Below are 17036 nucleotides of genomic sequence, written 5' to 3' on the forward strand. Positions count from 1 at the left end.
CAAAGCCAGCGAGGATGCGGGTTGTAAGAAACCTGCCCAATATGTGAACATCCCGACAGGGTTCGACACGTTGACAGAAACCCGTTTCGACCCCCGAGATCATGCCATGTCTGCGCTTTTTGCCATCTCCCTTGCCTCCGCCGCGATCCTCGCGATCGTCGTCCTCATCGCCTATTTCAGGCTCAACCCGTTCATCGTGCTGTTCACGACGTCGCTCGCTCTCGCGCTCGCCGCCGGAATGCCTGCCGACAAGGTGGTGAAATCCTTCGAGGAGGGCGCGGGCCATGTGCTCGGCCATGTCGGGACCGTGATCGCGCTCGGCACGATGCTGGGCAAGATGCTGGCCGAATCAGGCGGTGCAGACCGGATCGCCCTGACGATTTCGAACCGCGCGGGCCGGTCGCGTGTGGACTGGGCCATGATGATCATCGGACTCCTGATCGGACTCCCGGTGTTTTTCGAGGTCGGGTTCGTGTTGCTGATCCCGCTGGCTTTCGTGCTGGCGGCGCGTACCGATATGCCGCTGCTACGCGTGGCCCTGCCCATGGGCGCAGCGCTTTCCGTCACCCATGCCATGATCCCGCCCCATCCGGCGACCCTGCTGGCCCTTTCGGCCTATCATGCCAATACCGGCCATACGATCTTTCTGGGTATCCTGATCGGCACACCCATTGCGATCATCGCCGGACCGCTTTTCGCGCGGTTCATCGCACCGCGAGTTCCGCTGACAGAGGCCAATCCACTGGCCGAACAATTCGTCAATCGCGAGCCACCCAAGAACATGCCGGGCTTCGCGATTACGGTCTTCACCATTCTTTCGCCCGTCGTGCTCATGCTGGTCGCCTCGGTAGCCGATCGCGTCTCGGCGCCCGGCACGACACTGAATACGGCGCTCCATTTCATCGGCAATACCGATATCGCCCTCGTTCTGGCTGTGATCCTGTCCTTCTACGTGCTGGGTCTGGCGCGCGGTTTCTCCCGTGAGACGATCCTGCATTTCACCAATGAGTGCCTTGGTCCGACCGCACTGATCATGCTTCTGGTGGGAGCCGGCGGTGGTTTCGGCCGCGAACTGGTGGATAGCGGTGTATCCAAGGTGATCACCGACACAGCGCTGAACGCCAACGTCCCGATACTTGTGCTCGGCTGGCTGCTGGCCGTGATCGTGCGAGTGGCCTGTGGCTCGGCAACTGTTGCCATGAGCACGGCCTCGAGCATTGCCGGACCGATCCTCCTCAAGAGCCATGGCGTCTCGCCCGAACTCATGGTGCTCGTCACGGGTGCCGGTTCGGTCGCCTTCGGCCCCATGAATGATGCGGGCTTCTGGCAGATCAAGGAATATCTGGGCCTGACCGTGCCCCAGACCATCAAGACCTGGTGCGTGATCGAAACCCTGATCGCCTTTTTGGGCCTCGGCTTCTGCCTGCTGGCCTCGCTGGTGATCTGACCGACGGCACGCTGCCAAGGCGCTCAGGTGCGCTCCTTCTGAGCGCTGACCTGTGAGAGATGCTCCCCCGGGGAGCCTCCCTCGAGGAGGCCTTCCTCCGGGAGGATCGAGCGGGTGAAATGCTCCAGGCAGGTTTTGCGCCAGGCCTCGCCAGCCGGTGAAAGCTGATGGTCCCGCCGCGTGGCCAGTGCCCAGTCAAAAGCCATGACGGGCGAGTGCAGATGCAGCGCCCTCACCCCCTCCATCCAGACGCCGCGACACAGGGCGGAAGGAATGATCCCGAGCCCCAGCCCCGACCGGACCATGGCCATGAGCAGATGGATATCCCCTGTACGCCCGACCACGCGCGGCTTCGCGCCATGCCCGGCATAGGCCTGCAGGATGAAACGGTTGATCTTGAAGTCCTCTCGAAGCAGCGCCACCCGCTCCTGGATGATTTCTGCCAAGGCACAGGAACGCCGATCTGCGAGGTCATGAGCGTCGGGCACCACGAGGCAGAGATGGTCCCGCCCGAGAGGGTAGAAATGAAGCGTTTCCTCACCGCCTGGCACGATGAGTGCCGCGATTTCGGTCTGTCCTCCACGCAAGCGCGGCATCAGCTTTTCAGACGGTGACTCATCGATTTCGAGCATCACGCCGGGATACTCACGACAAAAACCCTCGATGATTGCAGGGAAGCATACCGAAGAAAGCGCCGGAGGTACGGTGACGCGCAAACGTCCCTCCAGGCCCTGACTGTCTCTGCCCATGATCTCGCGCAGGCTCACCTCTTCCCGCAAGGTGCGCTCGGCATAACGCCTCAGGACTTCCCCCTTCTCGGTCAGGGCGATGGCTTTTCTGCCCCGGACGATCAGCTGAGCACCGAGCTTTGTCTCGAGGGACTGGACACTCTGGCTGACCGAGGGCTGGCTGACATGGAGTGCCTCGCTGGCTCTGACGAAGCCCCCCTGACAGACGACAGTCAGGAAATGGCTCAATTCGCGAAAGGTGATCTGCGGAGGGATCATAGGAATAATCCTATATAGCCAATCTGAAGATCATATTATCTTATTGACTCAGGCAGGCGTAAAGCAGGCGCCTCCACGTAATTGCGAGTTCGCTCCCATGGGCCCATCTGCCTCGACCGCCATATCGACGCCGCATACAGGCGGATTGCGCCATTCGCTCGCTGAGGATGTCTATGCCTTTCTGATCGGATGCTCTCTGATCGTGATGGGCATCCTTTGTCTGCACAAGGCCGGGCTGGTGACGGGCGGGATGGCGGGGATCGCGCTTCTGCTGTCCTATGTCCTGCCGCTCTCGCCGGGTCTGCTCTTCACGCTCATCAACATTCCCTTCCTCGCATTCGCCCTGAAAGCCATGAGCCCGAATTTTGCGGTCAGGACCATGATCGCGAGCATGGGCGTCACGGCGTTTGGCGGTTTGATGCCACGCGTCATCACGGTGTCGGAAATCAATCCGCTCTTCAGCGCCCTTTTTGCGGGCACCATCATAGGGCTCGGTATATTGTGCCTTGCCCGCCATCAGGCCGGGGTCGGCGGTACGGGCATTGTCACGTTATGGCTGCAAAAATCGCGGGGCATCAACGCAGGGCGTGTGCAGATTGCGATCGACGTCGTCATCCTGACCGTCTCAGCGTTTTTCCTGCCCAAAGACAAGATCGTCCTGTCTCTAGTCAGTGCCGTTTCGACGAGCGGTATCCTGATCGTCTATCACAGGCCGGGACGCTATATCGGGCATTGAGACACCCGATACGCGTTCATGACCCGGTCAGGGAGCGAGCGTGTCCAGAAAGTCCCGCGACGTCATGGGACGCGAAAACATGGGGTAGGTGTAGGCGATAGCGGCTTCATGCTGCGGCTGCGAGAGGCTGGCCGTGCAATCCGTCAGAGTGATCACGTCATAGCCCAGCTCGAAAGCCGTGCGCATGGTGGACTCCACACAGCAATCGGTTAGAAAACCGCTGAGCGCCACACGCGTGGTGCCGTTGTGACGCAGAATGAAATCCAGATTGGTGCTCGCGAAGCCGCAAAGTCCCCGCTTGCCGGCAATCACGACATCCTCGTCGTGCGGCGTCAATGCTTCGATGATCTGCGCGCCCCATTCGCCCTTGCGGAACGCGGAAGTCGCCTTGACTCCGGCCAGGATGCCGTAGGGTTCGGCAGGGAGTTCGGGATAGCCCGGGGCAAATTCGATCGGCACCCAGATGATCTTGACCCCTCTGGTACGCGCCTCGCGCACCAGAGCGATTGTATGCTCGAGCATGCCCGTACGGGCGATCTCGGCCTTCACGCCGTCATGCAGCGCGCCGCCCTCGGAGACGAAATCATTCTGATATTCAATCAGCACAAGGGCAGTCTGGCTCATGACTTGTTCTCCGCATAGGGGTTCTTGGTGCCCCTCAATTGCAAACGGATGGGAGTGCCGGGCAGGTGGAAGGTTTCGCGCAGCCCGTTCACCAGATAGCGTTTATACGCGTCAGGCAGCAGTTCCGCGCGCGTCCCGAACAGAATGAAGGTCGGCGGACGCGACTTGGCCTGCGTCATGTAGCGCAGCTTCAGGCGACGACCATCCACCAGTGGTGGCTGATGCCGCTCCAGTGCCGCCTCGAACCAGCGGTTCAGTTCGCCCGTGGTCACACGGCTGTTCCAGACCTCATGCGCACGACGCACGGCGGGGAGCAGCTTGTTCACCCCCGCACCGGTCAGGGCCGAGAAGGTCACCACCGGAATCCCGCGCATCTGTGCAAGCGACGTCTCGATACGATCCGCGATCGCCTGGCGCGTTGCCGCACGATCTTCGACCGCGTCCCATTTGTTCAGGGCGAGCACGCAGGCGCGACCTTCGCGCTCGATCAGCCGGGCAATCTGCAGGTCCTGCTCGTGCACGCCAAGTGTGGCGTCGAGCGTGAGCACGACCACCTCGGCCATTTTGAGGGCCTCGATGGAGGCGGAGACCGACATACGCTCGAGATCCTGCTCGATGCGCGCCTTGCGACGCAAACCAGCCGTATCCACAAGCTGGATAGGGCCAGTTTCATCATGAAGCGACACAGCAATCGAATCACGCGTGAGCCCGGGTTCCGGCCCGGTGATCATGCGTTCCTCGCCAAGCAGGCAATTCAGAAGCGTCGATTTGCCGGCATTGGGTCGCCCCACAATAGCCAGACGCAACGGCCCAGCAGGGCGCTCCTCGATTTCCTCGCCATCCTCATCGAGCGGCTTGGCGCGCGAGCGGGGCTTCTCGCGTACGCGCTCTCCCTCGGGCAGACGGTCGGCAATCTCGCCCATGAGATGCGCGATACCCTCACCATGCTCTGCAGACAGCGCGAGTGGGGTACCGAGGCCAAGCGAATAGGCCTCGAGCACCTCGTTGCTCGCGGCTGCGCCCTCGGCCTTGTTGGCCAAAAGCAGCACCTTCTTGTTCTGCTTGCGCAGCCATGCAGCGAAATGCTTGTCAGCAGGGGTGACGCCCGCGCGGGCATCGATACAGAACAGGACCAGATCGGCCTGGGCCACCGCCGATTCCGATGAGGCGCGCATCCGGCCGAACAAGGTATCGGGCGCCGCCTCTTCAAGTCCGGCTGTATCGATCAGGCGCACCTTGCGCCCGCGCAACAGGGCCTCTCCTTCCTTGCGATCGCGTGTGACGCCCGGCATGTCAGACACGATGGCCTGACGCCGCCCTACCAGCCGGTTGAAAAGAGTCGATTTACCGACATTGGGACGCCCGGCGATAACAACGAGCGGAAGAGTAGAAGAGTCAGTCACGGATCAACCATATGCGTTCAGATTGCCATCCGTGGACAGCACAAGAACCTTGCCGTCACAGATGATGGGTTCGACCAGGGTCGGTTTCTTGGTCTTGAGCGGGGCCGTGGCCTTGCCCGTCACGGCGTCGATCACCTGCAGACCGTTTTCCTCGAGCGAGGACACGCAAACGAGCTTACCGTCAGCCATGACCGGCCCAAACCAGGTCACGGCGTATTTCTGCTTCGTCTCGTTCTTGAAGCGGCGCAGATCATGGATCCAGCGCACATGGCCCGAGAGACGGTCCACACAGGCGAGCTGCTGATCGGACGAGATGACATAGAGCCAGTCACCGACGATCAGCGGCGTGTTCTGTCCGCTCGCTTCGCGCTCCCACAGGCGGCGCCCGGAGCGCATGTCGATGGCCACCAGAACCTTCGAGAGCGATACGGCATAGGCTGTGCCGTCCTTGATGACCGGCGCGCCACGCACGCAGGCCAGATCGAGCATGGCGCCACGGCCGTTGGACCCGCCGAGACTGTCGCTCCAGACCAGTTCGCCCGACTCTGCACGCAGGGCGACGAGATCGCCACTGCCGAAACCGGCCACCACTACGCCATTGGCAACGGCGGGAGCGGACTGGCCGAACATCACTGTGTCGGCCTCGGTCGCCTGATAGGTCCAGATCTGCTCGCCTGTCTCGGCATTGAGGGCAAAAAGCCGCTCATCGATGGTTCCGAAGAACACGCGACCGTCAACGATGGTCGGAGCCGAGCGTCCGGGTACGACCGTCTCGGCGCGCCACTTGACCTTGCCGGTCTCGGCGCCGACCGCAACAACCTGACCCACGCCATCGACGATATAGAGCGTGTCACCCGACAGGCCCATACCACCGCCAAGATCGCTCGACCGCGATTTGTTGCCCTTGGGGATGAACGTCCAGAGAGAACTCATCGCGGGCCAGGTCCAGGCACGAACCGTGCCGACACCATCGCGCGTGTAGATGCGACCGCCATCGATCACCGGGGGGGACTGGATGGCCCCACGGCCATTCGGTCCCAGAGCGACGAAATGCAAGAAAGCGGGCTCGGAAATTCCATGACCGATGGAGCGGGACCAGGCCAGTTGCGGACCATTCCAGCTGGCATTGACGCCCATATGGTCGGGCACCCGGCCCACGACGGGCCAGGACACCACGTTCTGCGCGGACGGAAAGCTGATCGGAGTATGATCTTCCTCGTCGATCACCAGACCCGCGCCGGTCGAGAGCACGTCATAACGCTTGCCCGCGAGGATCTGCTTGGGATCGTCCTTGAAAATGCCACAACCGCTGAGCAGTGCTGTGCCCGCCAGTGTCGAACCGAGAAAGAGACGGCGCCCCGGCTGACGCAGGGAATTCTTGTTGGTCGTGGGCATCAGCCGGCTCCGCCGAATGTTTGAAGGAGAATGGAAGCGCGCTGGCGGACACCGTCCGGCGCATCGGGCGACTGTGCAAGCCCGGTCAGAAGGCTACGCGCCTCATCATGCTGTTTGGGCGTGGCATCGGCGCGCAGATCGAGTGCGGCCAGGCCCTCCTGAGCGAAAGCGCGCCACGGCCCCGGGTTCGCCGCAAGCAGCTCGAAGCCCTTGCGCGTCTCAGCGGGGTTGGCATCGTCGATATGGCTGTTCAGCAGCAGCAGGCGGGCCAGCGCCTTGAATACAGGATCGGCGTCCCTGGAATCGATCACCCCCTGCCAGCCGGAGCGTGCCGCAGCGAGATCGCCGGACTGGGCATGGAGCTGAGCCAGACGGATGGCGGCAAACTCACGCGTGGCCCCGGGCGCTTTACCCGCCAGATCGGCAAGGACGGCTTCCTGGGTCTTCTCGGAACTGGCGCGCGCTGCGGCGTCGGGCTGGGGTGCCTGAAGCGCCTCCATAGCCGTGTAATAACGCCCCGATGCCTCGGCCTGAGCCTGATGATGACGATGGATCTGCCACTGCCATCCGCCGACACCGATCAGGGCGATAATCGCCACGCCAGCCGCCACACCTCCGAAACGCCGGGCGGTTGCGCGCAACTCTGCTGCACGCATTTCCGCCTGGGCCTGACTGAAAAACTCGTCTGCCACCGTCATCCTCTTGCGACACTATCGTTCCAACCATACAGACGCCGGGACCATGCGGCAAATCGCTTTGTTATTTCGGACATGGACCGGACAAACTTCAGACACAACCGAGCGTCAGAAGAGCATCTTTGCAGTTACACGAGGCCCTTTCATGCATTCTGAACCCGCTTTCTCGCTGACAAGGCGACGGCTCATCCTCGGCCTGCCCCTGATCGGGATCGCGTCCCGGGCCTCACGCTCTTTCGCCGCCCCCCCTGAAACCGGCACGACGCCGCTTGCCCCGGATCACCCGCATGACGCCCAACAGGCGCTGGCATCAATCGCTTCAGGATACGAGAAAGGCTGCGGTGGGAGGCTTGGCGTTCATATCTTCTGCCCGGAGACGGGGGCGGCCCTGACATGGCGCGGGGATGAGCGCTTTCTGATGTGCAGCAGTTTCAAGGCGTCGCTCGTGGCCTGCGTACTGGCACGATGCGACCGGGACGAAGACGAACTCACCACACGCATCCGCTTTCAGGACAGTGACTTCACGTCCTCGGCCTGGGCACCCGTGGCCCGCAAGAACCGCGATGCCGGTAGTCTAAGCCTCGCGGCGCTTTGCGCCGGCGCGGTCACGGCCAGCGACAATGTCTGCGCCAACATGCTTCTTCGCCATATCGGGGGCCCCGCCGCCCTCACCCGCTTCTGGCGGGAGAGCGGCGACGACATCACCCGCCTCGATGCCTACGAGCCTGAATTGAACCGCCCATCGGCCGATGCGGCTGCCAACACGACCACTCCTGTTGCCATGGCGCGTACGTTGCATCGCCTTGTGCATGGAACATTGCTGCATCCGAATTCGGCAGCGCTCCTGCGCAGCTGGATGATCAGCTGCACGACTGGAACACATCGCCTGCGAGCCGGTCTCCCCCCAAACTGGATCGCGGGAGACAAGACCGGTAATAACGGGGAGGATATCGCCGCCGATATCGCCTTTGCTGCCCCATCGACCGATAGCGGAAAATCACTGGTGATCGCGGCCTATACGGCGGGTGGCAAGCCTGACGAAATGCGGTTCAGAAGCGTGTTCCACGATCTTGGAGCCCTGGCGCCCCGTCTGATCGCCTGAACGGAAGACACGTATTTTGCCTGAACGATGCCTCTCGGGGCTGAGATTTCCAGGCCATTCGGGTTTTGCAACAAAAAAGGGACGGGCATGAATCCCGTCCCTATAGCCTTCACCCATTGGGGCGACGAAACCGCACTATCAGTGTTTTGCGAGTTTCTTCCCGGCCGCTGTCAGTTCACCCGATAGATGGCTGAAATTGGCGGCGATGCGCTGCTGAACGCCGGTGCTCACGGCATGGATCTTGGCAATACGATCGCGCGCCTCCTCGCTGATCGCCTGTTCCTCTCTCTGCGCGGCGGCAGCCACGCAGCTATTATAGGCACGCGCTTCCTTCTCATAGGCCTGGAACTTGTCCACGCTCGCATTGTAATGCGCCGTATCGGTCGCCGCGATCGACGGCGCGCTCGGCTCCTGCCCGCATTTGGCGCGCGGGTCGGCATGAGCCGAAGACAGAGTAAACCCACCGGCAAGGCAGGCGGTCGTGAGAAGCGTGAGAGCGATGCGATTCATGATCAGGCGATCTGCTGGAGAAAAGAAGTGTGCGGCATTGCGCGATAATTACGGCGCAAATCGGGCCAGACGCCCGATCGGTGCCGAGACGATCGCGTCATCGCGCATCACCACGTGGCCGCGCACGATGGTGGCCATCGGCCAGCCCGTGACCTGCTTGCCGTCGAAAGGCGTCCACCCCACGGGGCTCGCAATCCAGTCATTGCGAATCTCCCGCCGCGCCTTCAGATCGACGAGGGTGAAATCGGCATCGAAGCCAACTGCCAGACGCCCCTTGGTCAGCAAGCCGTAGATCCGGGCGGGGCCGGCTGCCATGAGGTCCACCAGACGGCTGAGGCTCAGCCTGCCTGCATTCACATGGTCGAGCATGAGCGGCAGGATGGTCTGCACACCCGTCAGCCCGGCCGGACATTGCGGCCAGGGCTTTTCCTTCGCCTCGCGCGGATGCGGTGCATGATCGGAGGAAATGACGTCCACGCGCCCGTCGCGCACGGCTTCCCAGCAGGCGTCATAGTGACGGCGATCCCGGATGGGCGGGTTCATCACGGCATACGCGCCCAGCGTCTCATAACATTCCGGGCCGACCTGGGTGAGATGATTGACCAGCACCTCGACGCTCACATGGGAGCGATGAGCGGCGAGCCATTCCAGCTCCTCGGCGGTCGAGGTATGCAGGATATGCACCGGGCGCCCCGTCTTGCGGGCCAGCGCGGTGATGCGGCGCGTCCCAAGGAATGCGCATTCCTCATCACGCCAGATCATATGGTTCACATGGGGCATGCCCGTCTCGAAAAGCGGCTTGCGCGCCTGGAGGCGGTATTCGTCTTCCGAATGGAAAGCGACGCGGCGATGGCCGCTGCGCAGGACCGCCTCGATGCCCTCATCGTCCTCGATCATCAGATCGCCCGTTGAAGACCCGGCAAAGACCTTGATCGCACAGATCCCCTCTTCCTGCTCCAGCGCCGCGAGCTCCGGCGTGTTGGCGCGTGTTGCGCCAACATACAGGCCCATATCGATCAGCGCGTTTTCCGCCACGGTACGACGCTTGTCGGCGATGGTTTCGGCAGAGGTGATGGAAGGCGACGTGTTGGGCATGTCGAACACCATCGTGATCCCGCCCAGAGCCGCAGCGCGTGTGCCTGTGGCGATGGATTCGATGGCCGCATTGCCAGGATCGCGCAGATGGACGTGGGAATCGATCATGCCCGGCAGCACGTGCAGGCCCTTGGCATCGATTACCTGTGTCGCACTGTCCCCCGTGCCGACGGCAAGGCTCGCGATACGCCCATCCGTCACGCCCAGATCGGCCTGCGCCTCTCCCCAGGGGAAGACGCAGGTGCCGCCTTTGATGATCAGATCATAATGCATGGTGTTCTCCTTCTCAGGGCACGGCAGAGGCAAGTGTCTCGAACACATCCCCCCCTGACGGGCCAGTCTCGATGTGAAGGCGGTGCCAAAGGGCATAGAAGAGCAAAGCCCAGGCGGCATGGCGCGCGCGGCGTTCTCCTGCCCTCTCGATGATGCTTCTTATCGTCTCAGGCGCGATGACCCCGGCGAAAGCAGGGCTCGACGCCACCAACGGCGCCAGACGCTTTGATTGCGCGGCGATCCATTGCCCGACAGGCACAGTGAATCCCTGTTTGGGCGCAAAGGGTTCGGCCCCCGGTACATGGGCCTCAACCCAGCGGCGCAGCAGATATTTGCCATGCCCGCCCCGTATCTTGAGGGCATCCGGCAGAGACCAGGCCAGAGCGCTCACCACCGGATCAAGCAGGGGCGTACGCCCCTCAATCGAGTGCGCCATCAGGCAGCGGTCGAGCTTGATCAGCAGATCGTTGGGCAGCCACTCATCGAGATCGAGCCCCTGCACTGCGCGCAGGCGGGTCTCGTCAGGGCGGGGATGGAAACCCTGACGCCAGGCCTTGCCATTGGGCAGGGTGCACAGACCATCCATCGTGCCACGGCGCCACGGCGGACGCCCGCCACGCCACCAGGGCCGCATGGCGCGACGGTAGCGACCATATCCGCCAAACAGTTCGTCCCCTCCCTCGCCGCTCAGGATCACTGTCACGTCCTTTCGGGCCTCACGTGCCAGAAACCAGCTCGGGATAACCGCGTAATCGGCGACCGGATCGTCCAGACAGGCCACGATCTGCGGCAAATGGTCCCAAACCATTGTCTCCGTGACCGTCAGGATATGATGCTGCGCCCCGAGCGATCGGGCCATACTGGCGGCCTGCGCGCTTTCATCGATCTCACCCGCATCGAAACGCGCGGTCCAGGCCAGAGGCGCGCCATTGCCCAGACGCGTCATGGCAGCGAGCACGGCCGTGCTGTCGATCCCGCCGGAGAGGAACATGCCAAAAGGCACGTCTGCCCGCTCATGGGCCTGCACGCTGTCCATCAGAGCCGCGTCGAGCCGCGCAAGCGCCTCGGCCTCTGTCAAATCCCTGTCTATCCGGCCATGACGGGCAGGCAGCTTTCTCGCATGATCGAGCCTGCCATTGACGAAACGCAGCGTCTCACCGGGAAGGACGCGCATGATGCCCGGAAAGATCGTCTCGCGCCCGGCCACGAACTGTGCCTGAAGCAGCTGATCGCGTGCCAACGGACGGACGCCGCGCGCCACGAGCCCGGTCGCGAGAATCGCTTGAGGTTCGGAAGCGAAGACCACCCCTTGTGCGGTCTCGGCATAATAAAGCGGTTTGATCCCGAACGGATCACGGCTGAGCGCAAGGACCGTGTCGGGGCCCGTATTGTCGAGCAGAGCGATGGCATACATGCCCCGCAACTCGAACCCGTATCCTGCCCCGCATTCGGGCCATAGAAAAAGCGGGGACTCGCAATCGCTGCCTGTCTTGAACGGCGCATCGTGCAACCTGTCGCGCAGGGCGGGGTCATTATAGATCTCACCATTCGCCACCAGCGCCAGATCCCCCTGGATCAGGGGCTGCGCGCCCCCTTCCAGATCGATGATGGAGAGGCGACGATGCACCAGAGCGGCATTGCCCGTCTCATGGAACCCTTCTCCATCCTTGCCGCGATGCGCCAGTGCCCCGGCGAGACGGTGCAGAACGACCGGATCGGGATGATAGCCGGGAAGACAAGCCATTCCTGCAATGCCGCACATGGCTCAACTCTCCTTGCTGCGCCCTGAGGCAGCCTGCCGCAAAAACGCATCCCAGCGCGCCAGAACCGTCGGAGCGGAGAATTCACGCTCGAAGCGGGCGCGCCCGTTCTGTGACAGCGTAGCCGCGAGCGCAGTGCTTTCCAGCACCCGCCCTATAGCCTGTGCGAAGGAGGCCGGATTCTCTACCTCGGCGAGCAGACCATCCTGCGTGCCGGACAGGATTTCTTCCGGCCCCTGAATGGCGCTTGCCACAACGGGACGGCTTGCCGAGAGCGCCTCGATGACGACATTGCCCAGAGGCTCGATGCGCGACGGGCAGACAAGCAGGTCACTCGCTTTCAACCACGCCCCGCTCTCCTGCACCCATCCGGGCATATGCACCCGCGCGCTGACCCCTTCTCCTCGGGCCAGAGCCGTCAAAGCCTCGCGCTCCGGCCCTTCCCCGGCGATCACAAGATGAATGCCAGGCAGACTCGTCATGGCGCGTATCAGCACATCGAACGCCTTGTTCCGATGCAACCGGCCGAGAGCGAGAATGTAGGGTTGGCCATCGGGCACGCATGACGGCCGTTCCGGCGCGATATCAGCCAGATCATGCGCGAAATTGGGCAGATAATGCACATGGTGCTCGGGCCAGCCCTGCTCGACCATCCAGCGCGCCAGTCCACGCGTATTACCGATCAGATCGGTGCAGCGCCTGTAGTTGGAGAGGTCATAATAGCCGCCCAGCCTCCCGGCCACCGGCCAGTCCCCCTTGGGCATCATGCGGGCCGCGCGGCTCATCCAGGCGATGGCGATGTCCGGTCTGAACGATGTCAGGTGATGCTTCAGGCGCGGCGTGGTCAGCAGATCGAGCCTGCCGCCAAAACGGAGCGCTCTTGTTGCGACCCCTCGCGCCTGCAACCGGGATTCCCGTCCCGGATCACGGCGCAGAAGCGCCAGCACCTCATGCCCAGCCTGATGCTGCGCCATACAGAGTCGCTCATAGAAGAGCTCGGCACCGCCACTCGGCGCGCCGGCCATCACATGCGCCAGGCGCAAAGGGGGGAGACTCTCAGGGGCCAAGCACGGGGCCCCAGCGTCAGCGAGCGGGGCGGGAGACGATGGCGTATCGGACGAGACGTGAGCCATGACCGTGTTCATCCTTCATCCGGCATCAGCTTACAAGCCTCATGCCAGACGGTCTCGACCGGGAGCCCTGCAATGGGTGCCTCCCCCTCGGGGCCGGGCGCGGCCACAAAATGGGCCGCCTTCCCGGTCGGCGCATATTCGGAAGCGCGGCTCGGGCCGAACAGGCCGAGAGTGGGCACTCCGGCGGCAGCGGAAAGATGCATCAACCCGGAATCATTGCCCACAAACACCGCGCAGCGCCGTAACAATGCCGCGACCAGACCAAGGCCGGTCTGCCCACCCAGATCGAGTACCACCCCGTTTTGGTGCCCCAATGCCTCTATAACGGGGGACGCGAGTGCTTTTTCGGCTTCCCCGGGGCCGAAGAAGACCACCGGCACGAGGCCTCTCGCCTGCATCCTCCGCCCTATCTCGACGAAATGGGCAGAAGGCCAGATCTTGCCCTCCCAGTTTGCTGTCGGTGCAAGGGCCGCATAAGTCCGCGTCGCGGGCAGGATTTCCGCGGCGAGGGTTTCCTGCTCGGGGCGGCACCACACCTCAGGCATCAGCGTGACCGGCTCGGGAAACGCCTCGGCCAGATGCCCGATACGCGCCCCCGGCCTACGACCGCCGCGGAGGATGCGTCGGCGTAATGCCGGGAGGAAAAGAGACACCCCCGATCCGCGCAGATCGATGACCAGATCCCAGAAATGCGGCGCACATGACCACCAGAGCCCCGCCCAATGCAGATCGAACGGCTTCTTGTTGACCACGATCACCCGTTCGACAGCGGGACAAGGCTCGAAATAGGAGGCCGCTACGGGGCCGCACGCCACGGTAATGCGCGCCCTGGGGTGACGGCGCATAAGTTCCGCCAGGACGCCCGAAGAGATGACCGCATCGCCCAGACGGTTGGCCGTGATAAACAGGATACGCTTCATTGCAGCCAGATCGGCTCCTTAAGCCCGGATACGAACGCCTCATGCGCTGCGCGGGTCTCGTCATCGGGGGGCGCCATTGGCCGGGGCACACGGTCCGGGTTGCCGCGGTAGGTGGCGACACCCCCTCCGCTGCCTGATACGGCGAGGCCCAGTCCGCGCTGACGGCCGCCCATGAGTTCGAGATACACTTCGGACAATAATTTACAGTCGAGTAGCGCGTTATGGGTGGTACGCGCCGAAAGATCGATATCGTGTCGTCGGCACAGGGCATCGAGCGAATTGGGCAGTCCCGGATAGCGCTTCTTGGCCATTTCAAGCGTATCGACCATGCGCGAACGCTCGAGGATCGGCTTGCCGCAAGCTTTCAGCTCGGCGTTGATGAAGCCAAAATCGAAGGGCGCGTTATGGGCGATCATTTCGTCCTGACCGATGAAGGCCAGGAATGCATCCGCGATCTCGGCGAATTTCGGCTTGTCGAGCAGATCGTCGAGCGTGAAACCATGCACGCGGCTCGCCTCGGGGGGGACATCGCGCTCCGGGTTGATCAGCACGTGAAAAGTCTCGCCCGTCGGCAGATCGTCGATCAGTTCGAGCGCCGCGATCTCGATCACACGGTCCCCCGTCGCCGGATCGAGCCCCGTCGTTTCCGTATCGAACAGGATCGAGCGTTTCATGCCGGGTTCTCCATTCTAGCGATCAGGCGTTTCATCTGGCGCGCGGTATGGCCGCGAGAAAGGCCATTGTGCAACAGGATATCGGCGCGCCTGTTGCGTTCGCTATCGCTCATCTGGCGCGCGAGCAGGGCGCGGGCCTGTGGCTCAGTCAAAGAGCGCCGCCTCATGATCCGGCGCAGCCTGATGTCGAGCGGGGCAGTGACCACGATAACCGCGTCGCAGTCGCGCTCCGCCCCTGTCTCAAAAAGGAGCGGAATATCGAGCACGCAGATAGTCACTTGGCGGCGACGCATCTGCCCCAGAAAAACGCGGCGTGCCCGGCGCACCAAAGGATGGATGATCGCCTCCAGCGCCGCAATCTCGGCAGACTGGCCGATGACGGCCCGACGCAGGGCGCTCCGGTTCACAGCGCCGTCCCGCACGCAGTCGGGCCAGCGGCGCGCGATCGCCGGAACCGCCGCACCGCCACGCGCCTGCAGGACATGGACCGCTGCATCGGCATCGAAGACCGGCCAGCCAGCGCGTCGCAGGAAACGCGCCACCGTGGTCTTGCCCGCCCCCATACCTCCGGTAAGCCCGAGAACCCGCATGATCAGTCCAGAGTCTCGATCAGACGCGCACGCAGGCCCGGCGTGACCTCGGGCCGACGCCCAAACCAGGCCTCGAAACCGGGACGAGCCTGATGGATAAGCATGCCGAGTCCGTCCACCGTCGCGAGACCGCGTGCCTGCGCCGCGGCGAGGAGCGGTGTTTCGAGCGGGACATAGACGATATCTGACACAACCAACGATCCCGCAGCCTTCGTCAGGCTCCCCGCCCAGTCAAAGACATCCTGCCCCGTCATGCCGAGCGACGTGGTGTTCGTCAAAAGCTCGGCCTCTGCCAGATGATCGGGCCAGTCCTGCCAGTCGATTACATGGCCACCGCCCAGCGCGGCACTCAGAGCCTCGGCGCGCGCTTTCGTACGGTTGGCGAGCGTCACGCGACACCCTGCATCGAGCAGTGCGGCGCATACGGCACGGGCGGCCCCACCTGCCCCCAGAACCAGCGCGCGACGTGGCAATGTCACCCCCGCTTCACGGAGGGAATCAAGATAGCCGATACCGTCCGTACAGCCGCCCTCGATCGACCCGTCCGCCTCGAACACAAGCGTGTTCACCGCCCCGGCGCGTCGCGCGTCATGGGTGTGGCGATCCACCAGCGCATAGGCGGCTTCCTTGTGCGGAATGGTAACATTGAGCCCTGCAAACCCAAGCGCCTGAAGGGCGCGCACACCGCGCTCGAAATTCTCGGGCTTGAGAGGCAGGCGCAGATAAAGCCCGTTGATCCCGTAATGCGCGCACCAGCCATTATGCAGGATAGGCGAGCGCGTATAGGTGAGCGGCCAACCCGTCACGGCGGCGAGGACGGGCCGCCCCTGCGGGTACAGATCCTTCGTGAACAAGGCGTCGAGCGCAACCCTGGCCTGATCGAAACTCATTTCGCCGTTGAGATGGCGTTCCAGTAAAGCGGCAATAGCCGCGCCAGTCTCTGTGCCCAAGAGTTCTGCCCTGCCTCGTTCTCGATCAGATCCTGACGGATCTCGATTTCCAGATAGGGCAGTCCGCCCCGTTCCGCATGATAGGGCACGGTATAATCCGATGTGGCGGTCAGCACATAGGGCTCATTATCCCCGACGCAGAGATCGCCCTCGCCGCGCAGCAGATCGAGCATGATTCCGGCTGAGCGCGTGTCGCGATGATGCAGAATCCCGACATGCCATGGCCGTTCCACCCCGTTCATGCGTGGGGTAAAGCTGTGCAGGGCAATCAGCGCCGTGGGTCGGGTTCTGGCGGCCAGCAGGGCCGCGATCTGATCGTGATAGGGATGCAGGATCTCGCTCTCGCGGCGCGCACGACACGCCGCCGAGAGATTGGCGTTCCCGCCGATCGGTGTGTGATCGGAGATGGCCGGAATCGAGGTCGGGTGGCCCGGTGCCCGGTTGCTGTCGATGACGAGGCGGGAATAGACCTGCTCGACAAGATCAGCGCCCAGCAGGGCCTGAAGCGCTACCCCCACGCCATGGATACCGATATCCCAGGCAATATGGCGCCCCCAATCGCTCTCGGCGACACCGAGCCGTCCCAGGCTTTGCGGAACGGCGCGCCCGGCATGGTCGCTGACCAACAGAAAAGGCGAGTCCGATGTCGCCTTCGTGATCCTGAAGGGAGCAGGATCGTCTGGGCCGAGAAGAGGAGGAAACCCGCTCATGAATTGCGCGCA

17 protein-coding genes are annotated in these 17036 nt (G+C 63.1%); 3 read left to right on the forward strand and 14 right to left on the reverse strand.

The genetic code is table 11. The annotated features are described in order from the left end of the window. Window positions 1–106: 106 nt before the first annotated feature. A complete protein-coding gene (locus AA0535_RS12675) occupies window positions 107–1447 on the forward strand; it encodes a GntP family permease (protein ID WP_264816820.1) in 1341 nt (446 codons plus the stop codon). Window positions 1448–1470: 23 nt separating this feature from the next. Here AA0535_RS12675 and AA0535_RS12680 read toward each other — a convergent pair whose 3' ends face one another. Beyond that, window positions 1471–2454 carry a LysR family transcriptional regulator gene (locus AA0535_RS12680; RefSeq protein WP_264816821.1) on the reverse strand — a complete coding sequence of 328 codons (984 nt, stop codon included), beginning with the start codon at window positions 2452–2454 and terminating at the stop codon, window positions 1471–1473. Between the two features lie 97 nt (window positions 2455–2551). Between AA0535_RS12680 and AA0535_RS12685 the strand changes: the two genes are divergently transcribed. Then, a complete protein-coding gene (locus AA0535_RS12685; RefSeq protein WP_264816822.1) occupies window positions 2552–3190 on the forward strand; it encodes a YitT family protein in 639 nt (212 codons plus the stop codon). Between the two features lie 27 nt (window positions 3191–3217). Here AA0535_RS12685 and AA0535_RS12690 read toward each other — a convergent pair whose 3' ends face one another. The 4 genes from AA0535_RS12690 to AA0535_RS12705 are packed head-to-tail and all read right to left on the reverse strand — an operon-like array spanning window position 3218 to window position 7304. Further along, complete coding sequence (locus AA0535_RS12690) at window positions 3218–3814, reverse strand: isochorismatase family cysteine hydrolase (protein WP_264816824.1); 597 nt, start codon at window positions 3812–3814, stop codon at window positions 3218–3220. After that, entirely contained in the window at window positions 3811–5217 is a 1407-nt protein-coding gene (gene der / locus AA0535_RS12695; protein WP_264816826.1) for a ribosome biogenesis GTPase Der, read from the reverse strand. Before der ends, AA0535_RS12690 begins: the two co-directional genes overlap by 4 nt. A gap of 3 nt (window positions 5218–5220) precedes the next feature. Beyond that, entirely contained in the window at window positions 5221–6612 is a 1392-nt protein-coding gene (locus tag AA0535_RS12700; protein WP_264816829.1) for a PQQ-binding-like beta-propeller repeat protein, read from the reverse strand. Beyond that, complete coding sequence (locus tag AA0535_RS12705) at window positions 6612–7304, reverse strand: tetratricopeptide repeat protein (protein WP_264816831.1); 693 nt, start codon at window positions 7302–7304, stop codon at window positions 6612–6614. The genes AA0535_RS12700 and AA0535_RS12705 overlap by 1 nt, the downstream gene beginning before the upstream one ends. A gap of 148 nt (window positions 7305–7452) precedes the next feature. Between AA0535_RS12705 and bla the strand changes: the two genes are divergently transcribed. Further along, entirely contained in the window at window positions 7453–8409 is a 957-nt protein-coding gene (gene bla, locus AA0535_RS12710; protein ID WP_264816832.1) for a class A beta-lactamase, read from the forward strand. A 138-nt stretch (window positions 8410–8547) separates the two neighbouring features. On the opposite strand, the gene AA0535_RS12715 is transcribed toward bla, so the two are convergent. From AA0535_RS12715 to AA0535_RS12755, 9 genes are all read right to left on the reverse strand, one after another. Then, entirely contained in the window at window positions 8548–8919 is a 372-nt protein-coding gene (locus AA0535_RS12715; protein WP_264816834.1) for a hypothetical protein, read from the reverse strand. A gap of 48 nt (window positions 8920–8967) precedes the next feature. Then, window positions 8968–10287: a dihydroorotase gene (locus tag AA0535_RS12720; RefSeq protein ID WP_264816836.1), complete on the reverse strand. Its 1320-nt coding sequence runs from the start codon at window positions 10285–10287 to the stop codon at window positions 8968–8970. 13 nt (window positions 10288–10300) lie between these two features. Continuing rightward, window positions 10301–12049 carry an asparagine synthase (glutamine-hydrolyzing) gene (gene asnB, locus AA0535_RS12725; protein WP_264816839.1) on the reverse strand — a complete coding sequence of 583 codons (1749 nt, stop codon included), beginning with the start codon at window positions 12047–12049 and terminating at the stop codon, window positions 10301–10303. A 3-nt stretch (window positions 12050–12052) separates the two neighbouring features. Next, entirely contained in the window at window positions 12053–13072 is a 1020-nt protein-coding gene (locus tag AA0535_RS12730; protein WP_264817029.1) for a glycosyltransferase, read from the reverse strand. A 116-nt stretch (window positions 13073–13188) separates the two neighbouring features. Beyond that, window positions 13189–14100 carry a glycosyltransferase family 9 protein gene (locus AA0535_RS12735; protein ID WP_264816841.1) on the reverse strand — a complete coding sequence of 304 codons (912 nt, stop codon included), beginning with the start codon at window positions 14098–14100 and terminating at the stop codon, window positions 13189–13191. Next, on the reverse strand, window positions 14097–14774 hold the full coding sequence (gene dnaQ, locus AA0535_RS12740) for a DNA polymerase III subunit epsilon (RefSeq protein ID WP_264816842.1): 678 nt from the start codon (window positions 14772–14774) through the stop codon (window positions 14097–14099). Before dnaQ ends, AA0535_RS12735 begins: the two co-directional genes overlap by 4 nt. After that, window positions 14771–15364: a dephospho-CoA kinase gene (gene coaE, locus AA0535_RS12745; RefSeq protein ID WP_264816843.1), complete on the reverse strand. Its 594-nt coding sequence runs from the start codon at window positions 15362–15364 to the stop codon at window positions 14771–14773. The genes dnaQ and coaE overlap by 4 nt, the downstream gene beginning before the upstream one ends. 2 nt (window positions 15365–15366) lie before the next feature. After that, the gene (locus AA0535_RS12750) at window positions 15367–16314 is read right to left on the reverse strand and encodes a shikimate dehydrogenase (protein WP_264816844.1); all 948 of its coding nucleotides are present in this window, start codon (window positions 16312–16314) and stop codon (window positions 15367–15369) included. Next, window positions 16251–17024, reverse strand: coding sequence for an N-formylglutamate amidohydrolase (locus AA0535_RS12755; protein WP_264816845.1), 774 nt, complete (start codon window positions 17022–17024; stop codon window positions 16251–16253). Before AA0535_RS12755 ends, AA0535_RS12750 begins: the two co-directional genes overlap by 64 nt. Window positions 17025–17036 lie beyond the last annotated feature (12 nt).

It is taken from the genome of Asaia krungthepensis NRIC 0535 (assembly GCF_025995175.1).
Classification (GTDB): Bacteria; Pseudomonadota; Alphaproteobacteria; order Acetobacterales; family Acetobacteraceae; genus Asaia; species Asaia krungthepensis.